Source organism: Microbacterium meiriae (genome assembly GCF_040686935.1).
GTDB classification, from domain to species: Bacteria; Actinomycetota; Actinomycetes; order Actinomycetales; family Microbacteriaceae; genus Microbacterium; species Microbacterium meiriae.
In genome coordinates this window covers 146,732-162,832 of sequence record NZ_JBFBMF010000003.1, presented here as the reverse complement: position 1 = coordinate 162,832, position 16,101 = coordinate 146,732, and the positions used below count along the sequence as shown (strand labels likewise).

Here is a 16,101-nt window from a genome sequence, read left to right as displayed (position 1 = left end):
GGCGGCGAGCTCAGCGGTGCGGGTTGCTGTCCTTGCCGTCGAGCCAGAGCTCGTCGGTCTTGTCGGCGTGCGCCCCGGTCGTGCCGACGTGCTTGTCGCTGATCTTCGGCCCCTTGAGGATGACGTGGACCATGGCCTGCGCGTGGCCGTGACCGAGGCCGTACTCCTGCTTGAGCCAGTTGAGGACGACGGTGGACTTCGTGTTCTCGTCGAACCCCTGCTCGTGGGCGAGGTAGATGAACTGTCGCGGCGTGAGGCCGGTCTGGGTCTCGACCTTGTCGAGGTACGCCTGGAAGGACATGGTTCTCTCCGCTCTCCGTCCCCGTCGAGGAACGTCTGGATGATGATCCCACGTCGCCCGGTCTACTCGGCGGACGCGACCGGGATGATGGGCCGGTGCTCGTAGTAGGTCTGCAGGACCACGGTCGTGCGGGTGCTCACGTTCGCCGCGAGCCGGACATCGCGGACGAGCTGTTCCAGGTCGCGCGGCGTCGGTACGCGGACGAACAGCATGTAGCTCGCGTCCCCGGCGATGGAGTGACACGCCTCGATCGCGTCGAGGTGCTCCAGGAGCTCGGGGGCGTTGTCGGGCTGGGCCGGATCGAGCGGCGTGATCTCGATGAAGGCGGACAGCGGAGTCCCCGCCTGCTCCGGGTCCAGGATCGCCCGGTAGCCGGTGATGACGCCGCGGGTCTCGAGGCGCCGCAACCGGGACTGCACCGCCGACACGGACAGCCCGACGGCCTCGGAGAGCTGGGACAGCGTCGCCCTCCCGTCACGGGAGATGGTCGCCAGGATCGCACGGTCGACAGAATCATCCATAGCTGTAAGATTATCGTCAGGATTCCGCTATCACCGGAATCTTTCCGTTTTTCACTGCGATCGGAGGTTCCGATGTCCCTCGTTTCCGCCAACAGTTCCGCTGTTCCGGCCATCGTCGGCGAACCCGAGGTCGTCGAGGATGCGTCGATCGTCGAGAACTCCGCCGCCTGGGCGCAGCTCAAGCAGGCGGCGATCGCCATCCGCGAGCTGCAGATCAAGGACGGCTCGATCCCTGGCGCTTCGACAAGCTCGGCGACCCTGGACGAGGCGACCGCGCTCGTCGGAAAGATCACCGCCGCGATCCGGGCCCTCGCCCCCGCCTTCCCCCACGACGCGGAGTACCTCTCCGCCTCCATCGCCGACTTCGAGCGCTGGGCGGCCGAGGGCTTCGGCGTGCCGGACTTCCTCGACTCGCTCGTGGCGTTCCAGCCGCAGCAGCATCGCGTCGACGGCATCCGCCACCTCGTGGTCTTCCCGATGTACACCCAGAACGGTTCGAGCGACCGCCTGGTCGAGGCGCTCATCGTCGAGACCATCTGGCCGGAGTTCATCGCCGCGCTCGAGGCCGGCGATTACGGCAACAAGCTCTTCGTCTCGCTTCGGCTCGTGGACTTCACGCCCGGCTACGACACGAACTCCGCCGTGCTCTTCCCGGAGACCGTCGCCATGCGCGAGATCCCGACGTTCACCTGGGGCGCGATCTTCCAGGACCGCGAGGCCGCCCGCTACCGCCGCGTGGTCCGTGCGGCCTCGGGGATCACCAACCTCGACCTCCCCGAGCGCGCGGCGGCGATGCTGGAGGATCAGGAGGTCGCCGAGAAGACCTTCGTGATGTGGGACATCATCCACGACCGCACCCACATGCGCGGAGACCTGCCGTTCGATCCGTTCATGATCAAGCAGCGGATGCCGTTCTTCCTCTACTCGCTGGAAGAGATGCGCTGCGACATGACGGCGTTCCGTGAGTCGGTGAAGATCGAGCGGGCGCTGGATGCCCGGGTCGCCGCGGGCGAAGAGCTCACGGAGACCGAGCGGGAGATGCACGAGTACGCGCACCTCGTGCAGTACGCCGTGATCTTCGACCGCATCTTCCGCTTCGCCATCACCGGCACGCGCGTGCGCAACTACGACGCGGTGGGCGGCCAACTCCTGTTCGCGTGGCTGCACCAGCGCGGCGTGCTGCACTGGACCGACACGGCGCTCGCCTTCGACTGGGAGAACGTGCCGGACGCCGTCGTGGCGCTCGGTGACGCGATCGACGACCTGTACTGGCACTCGATCGACCGCCCCAAGGTCGCGCACTGGCTCGCCGCCTACGAGCTGGTCCGCAGCACGCTGACGCCGCACCCCGCGTCGCAGTGGGCCCGCGGACTGTCGGACGAGATCCTCGCCGGGGCACCGAAGGGCTACACGGACGCGGTTCTGGACGACGAGTTCCCGCTGTCGATGTTCTTCGAGACGCTCGACAAGAAGATGAAGCCGGTCATCGAGTCGACGGTCGGCATCCGCGGCACGGACAACTGATCCGCACCGCTCCGTTTGTGACGCTGGGGCGCACCACCTCTGCGGCCGGAGACCCGGATCCCGGGTCCGGCCGCAGAGGCATCTCCGACCGAGAGGACACCGCATGACGACGCCGACGAGCCGGGAAGCGCAGGGCCGCGTGGTCGTGCTGGCGGGGGCCACGAGCGCAGCGGGACTGGCGGCGACGAGGGCCTTGCGCGATGCCGGCGCCCGGGTGGTCGCCACCGGCCGTACGTCCGAGCGACTACGCGCCCTGGCCGAGGCGGGCGCCGAGACGGCGGTCGCCGACGCGACCTCCCTCGCCGACATGACGGCGCTCGCCGGGCGGCTCGAGACGGTCGATGCGGTCGTGCCCCTCGTGGGCGGCTGGCGCGGCGGCGGCGGCCTCGCCGGGCAGACCGACGACGACTTCGCGGCGCTGCTCCCGGCGCTGGAGGCGGTGCGGGCGACGAGCCGGGCCTTCGACGGCCGTCTCCGCGCGTCGACCGCCGGACGGTTCACGATCGTGTCGTCCACCGCCGTCGCACGGCCCCTCGCCGGCGGAGCGAACTACGCGGCGGTCAAGGCGGCGAGCGAGGCCTGGACCCGTGCCGTCGCCCAGGGGTACGCCAAGACGGCCCGCGAGGCCGACGAACCGCTGCGTGCCGCTGCCGTCGTGTTCCGCGCCAAAGCGCTCGATCCCGATGCCCTCGCCGCGCGTCTCGTCGGGCTCTGGGACACCGACGCCGCCGACCTCAACGACCGCGTGCTCGACCTGGGCTGAGTCCCGGTGCGCGTCGTCACCGGGACTCGGGCGGTATCCCGGGGACGATCGGCGGGGCGTCGCGATGCGTGTCCGGCCTGTCCTTCGCCCCTTCCGCGTCGTCGACGGCGGAATCCTGAGCCTGCGCCTCCTCCGGTGCCGGATCCGGGGCGGTGGCGTACAGCTCGGTGAGGGTGCGGTACGACCGGGTGAAGAAGGCCAGGCTCGCGGCGACCACCATGATCAGCCCCGCGAAGAGGCAGATCAGTGCGATGCCCCGCGCCTCGCCCTCGCCGAGGAGCCACCCCCACTGCCGCTGCCCCTGCGCGCTGTCCATGTACGGGATCACGAGGAACTCGGCGATCGGGGCGATGAGGAAGGCGGTGATCGGAGCCGCCGCCGCCTCCATCGCGGCCGCCGTGCCGAAGACCCGCCCCTGGCGCGCGAACGGCACGACCTTCTGGATGACGGTCTGCTCCGCGGCCTCGACGGGAGGCACGAGCGCCATGTACACCCACATGCCGAGGACGTACAGCGGCCACCACTCGCGCAGCATGAAGATCGCGCCGAGGAGCCCCATCGCGATCACGACGAGGAGCATCGTGCGGACGGGCTTCCTTCCGAGGCCGAACTTGGCCACCAGTCCCCCACCGATGAGGAAACCGGTCGAGGCGAAGGCCAGGGCGAACCCCCACATCTGCGCGTCGAACAGCGTGAGTCCGTACGGATCCATGAGCGCCATGTAGACGCCGCCGATGAGGTTGTTGAAGGTCGAGAAGACGATGAGCGCGAACAGTCCGGGCGCCTGGCGGATCGCCTGGACGCTGCCGCGGAAGTCCACGGCGCTCTTCGCCTCCGGATCGACCTCGGGCTCCGCCTCCGGGATCCGGATGAACAGCAGGTGCGCGAACGTGAGGGCCATCGCCACGATCGCGATTCCCAGCGTCCACCCCATGCCGAGGAAGCCGATCGACAGGCCGGAGAAGACGCTCGTGACGAGGAACGCGATCCCCTGCACGGTGCCGACGAGACCGTTGGCGTTGGCCCGTTTCTCCTCCGGCACCAGCAGCGTCACCGTCGTGGACAGCGCGATGTTGCGGAGCTGCTCGATCACCCCGCCGAACAGGATGACGCCGGAGAAGAGCCAGAACCACGGTCCGCCGAGGTCGAGCAGGGAGGCCTCGGGCTGCCAGAGGTAGAGCACGCCCGCGACGAGGAACGCCGCCGCGGAGATGACGCTCGACAGCAGCATGACGCGGTGCTTGCGGTGCCGGTCGACGATGGTGCCGAACATCATCGCGAAGAACGCGACGAACAGCATGTACGCACCACCGATGATGCCCGTGGCCAGCACGGACCGGGTCTCGATGTAGACCCAGAACGTGAGGGCGAACCACAGGAAGCTCGTCGTGACGTTGGCGATCAACGTGTTGACGAGGACGTTCGCGAAAGCGGTCTTCGCCGCGCTGCGCTCCATGGGTTCGAGGGTAGAGCGGGCTTCCGACATCCGGTAGGGGAAGGCGATTAGGCTTGTCCGGTGAGCATCCCGCACGACCCCGCCATCCGGGGCTTCGCCAGTGACAACTACTCCGGCATCCACCCCGAGGTCCTGGCGGCCCTCGCGGCCGCGAACGGGGGCCACCAGGTGGCCTACGGCGAGGACGCCTACACCGCCCGCCTACAGGAGGTGTTCCAGGCGCACTTCGGCGACACCGCCGCGGCGTACCCCGTGTTCAACGGCACCGGGGCGAACGTCACCGGCCTGCAGTCGATGCTGCCGCGCTGGGGTGCTGTGATCGCGGCCTCGACCGCCCACATCAACGTCGACGAAGGCGGAGCGCCCGAGAAGATCGGCGGCTTCAAGCTCCTCACCGTCCCCACCGACGACGGCAAGCTCACCCCCGACCTCATCGACCGCGAGGCCTGGGGCTGGGGCGACGAGCACCGCGCGCAGCCGCTGGTGGTCTCGATCACGCAGTCCACCGAGCTCGGCACGCTGTACACGGCGGAGGAGATCCGCACGATCGCCGATCACGTCCATGCGCGCGGCATGAAGCTCCACGTCGACGGCGCGCGCCTGTCGAACGCGGCCGCCGCCCTCGACCTCCCGCTGCGGGCGTTCACGACCGACGCCGGGGTGGACGTGCTGACCTTCGGCGGCACGAAGAACGGCGCGATGCTCGGCGAGGCCATCGTCGTGCTGAACCCGGAGGCCGCCGTCGGCCTCAACTACGCGCGCAAGTTCAACATGCAGCTCTCGTCGAAGATGCGGTTCGTCTCGGCGCAGCTCATCGCCCTGCTCGACGGCGACCTGTGGCTGCGCAACGCCCGGCACGCCAACGCCATGGCGGCCCGGCTCCGCGGGCGGATCGAGGACGGTCTCACCGACGGGTCGATCGTCGGAGTGGAGTTCACGCAGCCGACGCAGGCGAACGGCGTGTTCGCGACTCTGCCGGAGGGCGTCGCCGATCAGCTCCGCGACGTGTTCCGCTTCTACGACTGGGACGCCGCGCGCCGCGAGGTGCGCTGGATGTGCGGGTTCGACACCGAGGAGTCCGACGTGGACGCCTTCGTCGACGCCCTCGCCCGCCTCACGCGCCCCTGACACCCCGGGTTCGCGTCGAGACCCCGGGGTGCTCGCGCGTCTACGCCGGGGTGTGGGCGCGAAACCTGGGTCTCGGCGGGAGAAGGTCGCCTAGCGCTTCGACTTGCGGTAGCCGGCCTTGACGGCGGCGCTCTCCGTGGAGAAGCACGCCTCCGGCTTCGTCTTCGCGTAGTACGCCCCGCTCCGCACGTGATAGATCATCGACTGCGCGTTGCCCTTGATGGGAGCCCACCCGGGGCAGTTCCAGGTCGAGATCGGCGTGGTGCGCCCCGGATAGACGACGGCGGCCGTCCGAGCCGATGTGCGCGCGGCGGAGATGTAGCCGCTCTTCGTGCCGGTGACCCGGACCGTGATCCTCGCCTTCACCATCGCCGGGGTGACGACGAGCGTCGAGCCGGTCGCACGGGAGATCGCCCGCCCGTTCATGTACCACTGGTAGCTCAGCCGGGTGCCGCTCGTCCAGGTGTACGGGACGGCCGTGAGGCGGGAGCCCACGATCGCGGATCCGGTGATCCGGGGCGTCGGTGCGGACAGGATCCCCTTCACCGCGGCCGTCGGCTTCGAGCGCCGTGATGCGGCGGCGTACCCGGCTTTGGTCCCGGAGACGACGACGGTCACCGTCTTCACGGCCGCCGACGACGGAAGCGTGAACGAGGCCGCGGTGGCTCGTGCGACAGCGGCACCGTTGATGTACCACTGATACGTCAGCCGTGTTCCCGCCGTCCAAGTTCCGGTCCTGACCTTGAGGGTCTGCCCGACGGTGGGCGTGCCGGTGATCGACGGTGTCGGGGCGACGAGCGGGCGGAGCACGGCGGCCGTCGCGGCCGAGGCGACCGTCGCCGACGCGAAGGCGGCCTTCTTCCCGGTCACCCTGACGGTGATGCGCGTCCCCGCGTGCGCCGTCGTCAGCGCGAGGGAGGAGGCCGTCGCCTTGGCGATCGCCTTTCCGTTCGCGTACCACTGGTAGCTGAGCGCGGCACCCGCGGTCCAGGCCCCCGGAAGCGCTCGAAGGGTCTGTCCGACGACGGGCGTACCGCTGATCGTGGGTACCGAGGTCTCCATGCGGTGCAGCGCCTCGAGTGCGGCATCGATCCCCGGCCGCGCCTCCCCTGCAGCCAGCACGAGCGGTCGCGCCTTCTCGAATCGAGGTGCGTCCTGCCACCACTCCGAGACCGCGCCCGCGACCGACGATACGAAGGCGACGCGATACTCGCCCGCCGGCAACCCTCCGACGGCGAACGTACCGGCGTCCGTCACGACGTTGGCGGCGGCGACCGCGGCGCCGGCTCCGGCCGCCGGGTAGACGGCGACGACGACCCGCTGCCCGGTGATGTCCACGCCGGTCGGCGCGGTGACGCGCCCGGAGACGAGGGCGGAGCGCTCGCGCACCACGTCGCGCACGAACCCGTCGGGCCCCACGGACACGACCTCGCCGGCCTGCGGGCCACCCTGATCGAAGACGGCGCGTCCCTCCGACACCACACCGAGGACGACGTCGCCCTGCGGGACGCGCAGGGCGTACGACCCGTCTGTCACGGCGACGGCCGCGAGCGGGGAACCGGCATCCGCCCCGGGTGCATAGGCCGCGACGAAGGTCCGTCCCGTGCTCAGATCAGTGCCGTCCGGGAACGTGACCTGTCCGGAGACGACGGCGGTGCCGTCCGGATCCGTCTCACCGGGAGCGGCGGCGACCTCCGCGGCCGATTCCACTGCCGTGGGAAGCGCTTCGGCGACCCCGGGGAAGGCCGGGTCGGGCGCAACCGCCGCGCCGGCGGGGGCCGCGACGAAGACGAGCCCGGAGGCGAGGAGCGCGGCGGCGACCGTGACGGCCAGCGCGCGGAGGGTGCGGAGAGGAGCGGCGAACGCCATGAGCATCCTTCGGGACGGACGCGGTCGACGACCGCGCGGATCAGGGCGTTCTGAACAGATCACCTTCGTCATGAATACCGCTCCCGCGCTCCGAGGACAAGCTCGGATTCCTGCCCCTTTCGCCGAGACCCCGCGCCGCCGTCGAAACCCCGCGTTCCGCGCGGGTCGAGCCCGGGGTCTCGACGCGAAGCCGGGGTCTCGGCGGGGAGGGCGCGAAGAGCGTCAGCGGAGGAGACCGAGGCTGGCGAGCGCGTGCCGGATGAGGGTGCCGCGGCCGCCCTCCATCTCGGCGGCGACGGCATCGGAGGCCGCGGCCTCCGGGGAGAACCACGTCACCTCCAGCGCGTCCTGACGCGGCTCGCACGTGCCGGTCACAGGCACCACGAAGGCGAGGGAGACGGCGTGCTGACGGTCGTCGTGGTACGCGCTCACCCCCGGGATCGGGAAGTACTCGGCCACCGTGAACGGCAGCGGCTGCGGCGGCAGCAGCGGGAAGGCCATGGGACCGAGGTCGTTCTCGACATGACGGAACAGCGCGTCGCGGATCGTCTCGCCGAAGCGCACGCGGCCCGACACGATCGTGCGCGTGATCTCGCCGAGCGGGGTGGAACGCAGCAGCACACCGATCTCGGTGACCTGACCGGAGCCGTCCGTGCGCACGGGGATCGCCTCGACGTAGAGCATCGGCAGGTGGCGCCGCGCCTCCTCCAGCTCGACGTCGCTCAGCCAGCCGGGGTTCGCGTCCGGGCTCGGCGGGTTCGCGTCGCGGAACGAACCGAGGCCCTCATCTTCGGGCTCCGGCTCCGGATCGGGTGTGCGCACCGCCATGCCTCCTTTCTACCAGCCGTCCTCGTCGATGGGGAGCACCGGCGCGAGCCCTGGCAGGATGACGGTGTGACCGAGAACCTGACGATCGACGCTGCCGCGACGCGCTGGTCGCCCCCTGACCCCGCCGGGCTCCCGCTGCTCGTCCTGCTGCACGGGTACGGCGCCGACGAGCACGACCTCTTCGGCCTCGTCCCGTATCTGCCCTCCGGCATCGCCGTGGCCTCGGTCGCCGCTCCGCTCGCCCCGCCATGGCCGACCCCCGGTCGCTCCTGGTACCCGATCGAGGGGCTCGACGGACGCAGCTCCGCCGCCGTCACCCTCGCGGCCGAGGCGTTCCTGCGCTGGCTCGACGAGGCCGCGGCGGACGCGCCGTCGGTGGCGCTGCTCGGGTTCTCCCAGGGTGCCGCGGTGTCCTTGCAGGCCCTGCGGCTCGCGCCCGAGCGGTTCGGTGCGGTCGTCGCGCTGAGCGGATACGCGAGCCCGGACGCCCTTCCCCAGGACGAGCGCCTCGCTGAGGTCCGCCCACCGGTGTTCTGGGGCCGCGGCACGCACGACGACGTCATCCCCGCACCGCTGATCGCCCACACGGCGCAATGGCTCCCCGCGCACTCGACTCTCTCCGGTCGCGTCTACAGCGGTCTCACCCACAGCATCTCCGAGGAGGAGCTCGGCGACGTCCACCGCTTCCTCACGACCTGGGTCGCGGGGATCGACGCGGATCAGGCGGAGGGGCCTCGGCCGTCCTGAGTGTCGTCGCCGGAGTCCGGGTCGTCGACGGCGTCGGCGCCGTCCGACCCTTTCTCGACGCTGCCTCCCGATCCGCGGAAGGCCACGGACAGCGCGATGCCGATGGCGACGCCGAAGACGAGGCCGAGCGCCCAGTTCTGCAACGCGACGCCCATGGAGACACCGATGGCCATGCCGACCGCGAGACCGATGCCGAGGCCGGTCCTGGCGCGCATCTCCTCCGGGCTGGGGTTCCGATCGTCTGCCATGCCTCCACGGTAGAAGCCCGCGAGCGCCCCCGCATCCCCCGCGCGACGGACCCGCGACACGCCCGGGAGTTGCACGACGCGACACGCCCGGGTATCGTCGTGGCGTCCTGTCCGCCGTGTCTGGAAGTCCTTTGATCTGAATCGTCGCCTCCGCGCCCCTCTTCTCGCGCGCTGACCCGACGATCGCCGACTCCCCGGCAGACGCCCTCCTCCGCTTCCGTGACTCCACGGCCCGGCAGGGGCTCGGTGTCAGTGCACCCTCGCACTCGACAGGAGACACCCCATGTCACACCCCTCTTCCTCGCACGCTTCGGTCGTCCTCGACCGACTCTCCTTCACCTGGCCGGACGGCACGGTCGCGCTCGACGGCGTCTCCGGAGCCTTCGGTGCCGGGCGCACGGGCCTCGTCGGCCGCAACGGCGCCGGCAAGTCCACCCTGCTCCGACTTATCGCCGGGGAACTCGAGCCCACTTCCGGATCCCTCAACACCTCGGGCGAGGTCGCCTTCCTCCCCCAGCAGCTCACGCTCGACGTGGACCGCCGGGTGTCCGACCTCCTCGGAGTGACGGCGGCCCTCGACGCCGTGCGCGCCATCACGGCGGGCGACGTCGACCCGGCGCACTTCGACGCGGTCGGCGACGACTGGGACATCGAGGCACGGGCGGAGGCCTCCCTCGCGGAGGCCGGGCTCGTCCCCGCGTTCCTCGACCGCACGGTCGGCGAATTGTCCGGCGGGGAGGCCGTGCTCGTCGCGATCGCCGGGATCCGGCTGCGGCGGGCACCCATCACGCTCCTCGACGAACCGACGAACAACCTCGATCGCGACGCCAGGGCCACCCTCGCCGCGATGGTGCAGTCGTGGAAGGGCACGCTCATCGTCGTGAGCCACGACCTCGCACTGCTCGAGCTCATGGACGACACCGCCGAGCTCTACGGACGGAACCTCTCGGTGTTCGGCGGGCCGTACTCCGAATGGCGCGCGTGGCTGGATGCGGAACAGGACGCGGTGAAGCAGGCCGAGGTCGCCGCCGCCCAGGTGCTCCGCAAGGAGAAGCGGCAGCGGATCGAGGCCGAGGTCAAGCTCGCTCACCGGGCCCGCACCGCCAAGAAGGCCGAGGTCGAGAAGCGCGTTCCGAAGATCATCGCGCACGGTCGGAAGATGGCCGCCGAGGTGTCCGCAGGGAAGCTGCGCACCGAGGTCGGCGCGAAGGAGGACGCGGCACGTGCGGCACACGATGCGGCGGGACGGCGGGTGCGGTCCGACGCATCGATGAAGATCGAGCTTCCGGACCCCGACGTGTCGCGGAGTCGGCGGATCGCCGAGCTGAGCGGGCCCGAGCGGTCGTGGGTGATCCAGGGTCCGGAGCGCGTGGCCCTCGTCGGACGCAACGGCGCCGGCAAGACGACCCTGCTGGAGCGGCTGGTGGACGGGGCCGTGCACAACTCAGGAGAAGAGGCGCCGGAACGTCCGAATCCGACGCCGGAGGCGGAGATCGGGCGCGATCTCCTGAGTTGTGAACGGCCGGAGCTCCGGGCGGAGGCGCTCACTGACCGGATCGGCTATCTCCCGCAGCGCGTCGACGGTCTCGACGAGGGCCTCTCCGTCTTCGCGAACGTCGCCGCCGCGGCACCGCAGGTCCCGGAGAAGGAGCTCCGCAACCGGCTCGCGCGGTTCCTCATCCGGGGCGGGACGGCCGACCGTCCGGTGTCCGCGCTGTCCGGCGGGGAGAGGTTCCGGGTCGCTCTGGCCCGGCTGCTCCTCACGGATCCGGCTCCGCACCTCGTCGTCCTCGACGAGCCGACGAACAACCTCGACCTCGTCACGGTCGACCAGCTCGTCGAGGCGCTGCGGGCCTACCGAGGCGCGGTGCTCGTGGTGAGTCACGACGACGCCTTCCTCGCCCGACTCGACCTCGACCTCACGCTCGAGATCGACGCGGACGGCGTGCTGCAGGAGGTCGTGTGACCTCGTCACCCATTCCGTCTGCACGACCCTTGTCCGCCCGTACGACCGGAACCACGGTTCGGTCGTGCGGGCGGGACAGGGTCGTGCGGGCGGGAGAGGGTGCTGTCAAGGTCCGAGCCGGATGTCTGTGGGGTCGGGAATGATGGAGGCATGAGCGACGTGCTCGACCGCTTCACCCCGGCCACACAGGACTGGTTCCGGGGTGCCTTCACCGCACCCACACCGGCCCAGGCGGGCGCGTGGGAGGCGATCTCCGCCGGCAAGCATGCCCTCGTCGTGGCGCCGACAGGATCCGGCAAGACGCTGTCGGCGTTCCTCTGGGCCATCGACAGCGTGTTCCGCGAGCGCGCCGACGCGCCGGAGGAGCCGAAGAAGGACGGGTCCCGGACGCGGATCCTCTACATCTCCCCGCTCAAGGCCCTCGGCGTGGACGTGGAGCGCAACCTGCGTTCGCCGCTCATCGGCATCGGGCAGTCCGCCCGGCGGCTCGGCCTCACCGCCCCCGGCATCACGGTGGGCGTGCGCTCGGGCGACACGACATCGAGCGATCGGCGCAAGCTCGTGTCCGATCCGCCCGACATCCTCATCACCACGCCCGAGTCGCTGTACCTGATGCTCACGAGCAGGGCGGGCGAGACGCTGCGCGACGTGCACACCGTCATCATCGACGAGGTGCACGCCGTCGCCGCCACCAAGCGCGGCGCGCACCTCGCGGTGAGCCTGGAGCGCCTCGACGCCCTCCGTCGCTCCCACGGCGCGGAGACCGCAGCGCAGCGGATCGGCCTGTCCGCCACCGTGCGCCCCATCGACGAAGTGGCGCGCTTCCTCGGCGGCGGTGATCCAGTCGAGATCGTCGCCCCGCCGGCATCGAAGACCTTCGAACTCGGCGTCGTCGTGCCGATGGACGACATGACCAACCCGCCGCCGCCCCCCGGGGCCCCGCCGGAGGCGCCGGGCATCGACGCGGAGTACACCGAGGTCACCGGGTCGGTGTGGCCGCACGTCGAGGAGGCGATCGTCGACCGCATCCTCCAGAACAACTCGACCATCGTCTTCGCGAACTCCCGCCGCCTCGCCGAACGGCTGACCGGACGGTTGAACGAGATCTACGCGGAGCGGATCGGCGTCGCGCTTCCGGAGCCGACCGTGCCCGCTGCGATGATGGCGCAGGCCGGGTCCACCGCGGGTGCCGATCCCGTGCTCGCCAAGGCCCACCACGGCTCGGTGTCGAAAGAGCAGCGTGCGCAGGTCGAGGAGGAGCTGAAGTCGGGCGTGCTCCGGTGCGTCGTCGCCACGAGCAGCCTGGAGCTCGGCATCGACATGGGCGCCGTCGACCTCGTGATCCAGGTGGAGGCGCCGCCGTCCGCGGCCTCCGGACTCCAGCGCGTGGGTCGCGCCGGGCATCAGGTCGGCGAGATCAGCCGCGCGGCCCTGTTCCCCAAGCACCGCGGCGACGTGCTGCACACCGCGATCGTGACAGAGCGGATGCTGGCGGGGAAGATCGAGGCGATCCAGGTGCCGCGGAATCCGCTCGACATCCTCGCCCAGCAGACCGTCGCGGCCAGCGCCCTCGGCGCCATCAGCGTCGAGGAGTGGTTCGAGACCGTCCGTCGTTCCGCCCCCTTCCAGTCACTCCCCCGTTCCGCCTACGAGGCCACGCTCGACCTGCTGGCCGGCCGTTTCCCCTCCGACGAGTTCGCCGAGCTGCGGCCGCGACTCGTCTGGGATCGCGATGCCGGCACGCTCACCGGCCGCCCGGGCGCACAGCGGATCGCGGTCACCAGCGGCGGCACCATCCCCGACCGCGGGCTCTTCGGCGTCTTCGTGGCGGGCGAGTCCACGGGCGCCCGAGTGGGCGAGCTCGACGAGGAGATGGTCTACGAGTCCCGCGTCGGCGACGTGTTCACCCTGGGGACCACGAGCTGGCGCATCGCCGAGATCACCCACGACCGGGTCAACGTCATCCCCGCCTACGGCCAGCCGGGAAAGGTCCCGTTCTGGCACGGCGACGGCATCGGGCGTCCGTTCGAGCTGGGCGAGGCACTGGGGGCGTTCTCCCGCGAGGTGTCCGCGGCGAAGCCGGAGAAGGCGGAGCAGCGCCTCATCGCCGCCGGACTCGACGAACAGGCGCGCGCGAACCTCCTCGCCCACCTCTCCGAGCAGCGGGAGGCCACGGGCACCCTGCCGACGGACCGCACGCTGACCGTCGAGCGCGGACACGACGAGGTCGGCGACTGGCGCGTCATCCTCCATTCCCCGTACGGCATGAAGGTGCATGCGCCGTGGGCGCTGGCGATCAACGCACGGGTGCGAGAGCGCCTCGGCGTCGAGGGCTCCGCGGTGGCGAGCGACGACGGCATCATCGTCCGCATCCCCGACGCCGAGTCGGAACCGCCCGGCGCGGAGCTGTTCGTCTTCGATCCGGATGAGCTCGAACAGCTCGTCACGCAGGAGGTCGGCGGCTCGGCGCTCTTCGCCTCCCGGTTCCGCGAGTGCGCCGCGCGGGCCCTGCTCATGCCGCGCACGAACCCCAACCGCCGGACGCCGCTGTGGCAACAGCGCCAGCGCTCGGCGCAACTCCTCGAGGTCGCGCGACGCCATCCCACCTTCCCCGTCATCCTGGAGACCCTGCGCGAGGTGCTGCAGGACGTCTACGATCTGCCGTCGCTGCGCAAGCTCGCGACGAGCATCGCCGACCGCCGCATCCGCCTCGTCGAGACGCAGCCGGGGCAGCCGTCGCCCTTCGCGCGCGACCTCCTCTTCGGCTACGTCGGGGCGTTCATGTACGAGGGCGACTCACCGCTCGCGGAACGCCGCGCCGCCGCTCTCTCCGTCGACCCGGCGCTGCTGGGCGAGCTGCTGGGCACGGTCGAGCTGCGCGAGCTCCTCGACCCCGACGTCATCGCCCAGTTCGAGCGCGAGGCCCAGCGGCTCGATCCGGAACGCCGGGCGCGCGGCCTGGAGGGCGTCGCCGACCTCCTCCGGCTGCTCGGCCCGCTCGACGCTGACGAGGTCGCCGCGCGCCTCGATCCCGACTCCACCGACGGGACGACCGCGGCGGCACTGCTCGACGACCTCGTGACCGCGCGACGGGCCATCCCGGTCACGATCGCCGGGGTGTCCAGGGTCGCCGCGATCGAAGACGCGGGGCGCCTGCGCGATGCGCTCGGGGCGGCCCTGCCGACCGGCATCCCCGTCGCATTCCTCGAGCCCCTGGCGGATCCTCTCGGCGACCTCGTGGCCCGTCATGCCCGCACCCACGGCCCCTTCACGACCACGGCCGTCGCCGAGCGGTTCGGCCTCGGCGCCGCCGTCGCCCGACACACTCTGCAGCGCCTGGAGACGAACGGCCGCCTCACGAGCGGGTACTTCCTCCCCACCGCGGCCGGCAGCGGCGACGACATCGAGTGGTGCGACACCGAGGTCCTGCGGCGGCTGCGCATGCGGTCGCTCGCGGCGATCCGCGGATCCGTCGAACCCGTCTCGCCCGAGGCGTACGCGCGATTCCTTCCGGACTGGCAGCATCTCGGTCGCCCCCTGGAGGGCATCGACGGCGTGCTCACGGTGATCGAGCAGTTCGCCGGCGTCCCGATCCCGGCCAGCGCCTGGGAGTCGCTCGTCCTGCCATCGCGGGTGCGCGACTACACCCCGGCGATGCTCGACGAGCTCACGGCCGCGGGCGAGGTGATCTGGTCCGGACACGGCACGCTCCCCGGGCGCGACGGATGGGTCTCGCTCCACCCCGCCGATCTCGCCCCGTTCACGCTGCCCGATCCGGACGCGGAGATCGCCGCGGAGTCGCTGGAAGCGCGCCTCCTCGCGGCCCTCGCGGCGGGCGGCGCCTACTTCGCGGCGCAGCTCAAGGAGATGACCGGCGCCGAGAACGAGCAGTCCGTGCTGGAGGCGCTGTGGTCTCTGACCTGGTCGGGGCATGTGACGAACGACACGTTCGCGCCGATCCGCTCGCTGCTGACCGGCGGCTCCCAGGCCCATAAGGTCAAGCGCCGTGCTCCGCGTGCGCGCACCTACCGCGGCATGTCCCTCACGCGCACGGCTCCTCGACCGACATCGGTCGGCGGACGCTGGTCGTTGCTCCCCGAGGTCGAGACCGACCCGGCGCGCCGCGCGACCGTCACCGCCGGCCTGCTCCTCGACCGGTATGGCGTCGTCACCCGCGGGGCCGTGCAGTCGGAGGGCGTGCCTGGCGGTTTCGCGCAGGCGTACCGTGTGCTGGCCGGGTTCGAGGAGGCGGGGCACTGCCGCCGCGGTTACGTGATCGAGAAGCTCGGCGCCGCACAGTTCGCGGCATCGGCCACGGTCGACCGTCTGCGGACCTACGCCGGTCTCGCCGATCCGCCGCCGCGGAAGGCCGTCACCCTGGCGGCCACCGACCCCGCGAACCCCTACGGCGCGGCGCTCGGGTGGCCGAAACTCGAGGGCGTCTCGCATCGCCCGGGGCGCAAGGCCGGCGGGCTCGTGGTGCTCGTCGACGGCGCGCTCGTTCTGTCGCTCGAGCGCGGCGGACGGACCGTGCTGTGCTTCACGGACGACGAGGAGGTGCTGCAGGCCGCCGCCGCCGACCTCGCGACGACAGCCAGGGACCGCCGCCTCGACACCCTGACCGTCGAGAAGGTGAACGGCGAGGGGGTGTACGGCACGATCCTCGGGCGGGCTCTGCAGGAGGCGGGCTTCGTGCAGACACCGCGCGGCTTCACCCTCCGCAAGGCCGTCTAACCCGGCCTGACCACGA

At 71.2% G+C, this 16,101-nt stretch carries 12 protein-coding genes; 6 read left to right on the top strand and 6 right to left on the bottom strand.

Annotated elements, in window-relative coordinates; translation table 11 throughout:
* Positions 1-10: 10 nt before the first annotated feature.
* A complete protein-coding gene (locus tag AB0P08_RS10705) occupies positions 11-301 on the bottom strand; it encodes a DUF4287 domain-containing protein (RefSeq protein ID WP_363589863.1) in 291 nt (96 codons plus the stop codon).
* A gap of 62 nt (positions 302-363) precedes the next feature.
* Positions 364-822 carry an Lrp/AsnC family transcriptional regulator gene (locus tag AB0P08_RS10700; RefSeq protein ID WP_187662305.1) on the bottom strand — a complete coding sequence of 153 codons (459 nt, stop codon included), beginning with the start codon at positions 820-822 and terminating at the stop codon, positions 364-366.
* Positions 823-894: 72 nt separating this feature from the next.
* Between AB0P08_RS10700 and AB0P08_RS10695 the strand changes: the two genes are divergently transcribed.
* Together AB0P08_RS10695 and AB0P08_RS10690 are read left to right on the top strand one after the other, a co-directional pair.
* A complete protein-coding gene (locus AB0P08_RS10695; RefSeq protein ID WP_363589862.1) occupies positions 895-2,346 on the top strand; it encodes a DUF6421 family protein in 1,452 nt (483 codons plus the stop codon).
* Positions 2,347-2,449: 103 nt separating this feature from the next.
* Positions 2,450-3,109 carry an SDR family NAD(P)-dependent oxidoreductase gene (locus AB0P08_RS10690; protein WP_363589861.1) on the top strand — a complete coding sequence of 220 codons (660 nt, stop codon included), beginning with the start codon at positions 2,450-2,452 and terminating at the stop codon, positions 3,107-3,109.
* Positions 3,110-3,125: 16 nt separating this feature from the next.
* On the opposite strand, the gene AB0P08_RS10685 is transcribed toward AB0P08_RS10690, so the two are convergent.
* On the bottom strand, positions 3,126-4,565 hold the full coding sequence (locus AB0P08_RS10685) for an MFS transporter (protein ID WP_363589860.1): 1,440 nt from the start codon (positions 4,563-4,565) through the stop codon (positions 3,126-3,128).
* 60 nt (positions 4,566-4,625) lie between these two features.
* On the opposite strand from AB0P08_RS10685, the gene AB0P08_RS10680 reads away from it, so the two are divergent.
* The gene (locus AB0P08_RS10680) at positions 4,626-5,693 is read left to right on the top strand and encodes a threonine aldolase family protein (RefSeq protein WP_363589859.1); all 1,068 of its coding nucleotides are present in this window, start codon (positions 4,626-4,628) and stop codon (positions 5,691-5,693) included.
* Between the two features lie 90 nt (positions 5,694-5,783).
* Here AB0P08_RS10680 and AB0P08_RS10675 read toward each other — a convergent pair whose 3' ends face one another.
* Positions 5,784-7,562, bottom strand: coding sequence for a sunset domain-containing protein (locus tag AB0P08_RS10675; protein WP_363589858.1), 1,779 nt, complete (start codon positions 7,560-7,562; stop codon positions 5,784-5,786).
* A gap of 222 nt (positions 7,563-7,784) precedes the next feature.
* On the bottom strand, positions 7,785-8,390 hold the full coding sequence (locus AB0P08_RS10670) for a DUF4916 domain-containing protein (protein ID WP_259954327.1): 606 nt from the start codon (positions 8,388-8,390) through the stop codon (positions 7,785-7,787).
* Between the two features lie 66 nt (positions 8,391-8,456).
* Here AB0P08_RS10670 and AB0P08_RS10665 point away from each other — a divergent pair, with 66 nt between their 5' ends.
* Entirely contained in the window at positions 8,457-9,137 is a 681-nt protein-coding gene (locus tag AB0P08_RS10665; protein ID WP_363589857.1) for an alpha/beta hydrolase, read from the top strand.
* On the opposite strand, the gene AB0P08_RS10660 is transcribed toward AB0P08_RS10665, so the two are convergent.
* The gene (locus tag AB0P08_RS10660; protein ID WP_363589856.1) at positions 9,110-9,385 is read right to left on the bottom strand and encodes a hypothetical protein; all 276 of its coding nucleotides are present in this window, start codon (positions 9,383-9,385) and stop codon (positions 9,110-9,112) included. The genes AB0P08_RS10665 and AB0P08_RS10660 overlap by 28 nt on opposite strands.
* A gap of 283 nt (positions 9,386-9,668) precedes the next feature.
* On the opposite strand from AB0P08_RS10660, the gene AB0P08_RS10655 reads away from it, so the two are divergent.
* Both AB0P08_RS10655 and AB0P08_RS10650 read left to right on the top strand, forming a co-directional pair.
* Positions 9,669-11,351 (top strand): ABC-F family ATP-binding cassette domain-containing protein, encoded by a 1,683-nt coding sequence (locus AB0P08_RS10655; protein WP_363589855.1) that lies wholly within the window; start codon positions 9,669-9,671, stop codon positions 11,349-11,351.
* A 150-nt stretch (positions 11,352-11,501) separates the two neighbouring features.
* Entirely contained in the window at positions 11,502-16,085 is a 4,584-nt protein-coding gene (locus tag AB0P08_RS10650) for an ATP-dependent helicase (RefSeq protein ID WP_363589854.1), read from the top strand.
* Positions 16,086-16,101: the final 16 nt, after the last annotated feature.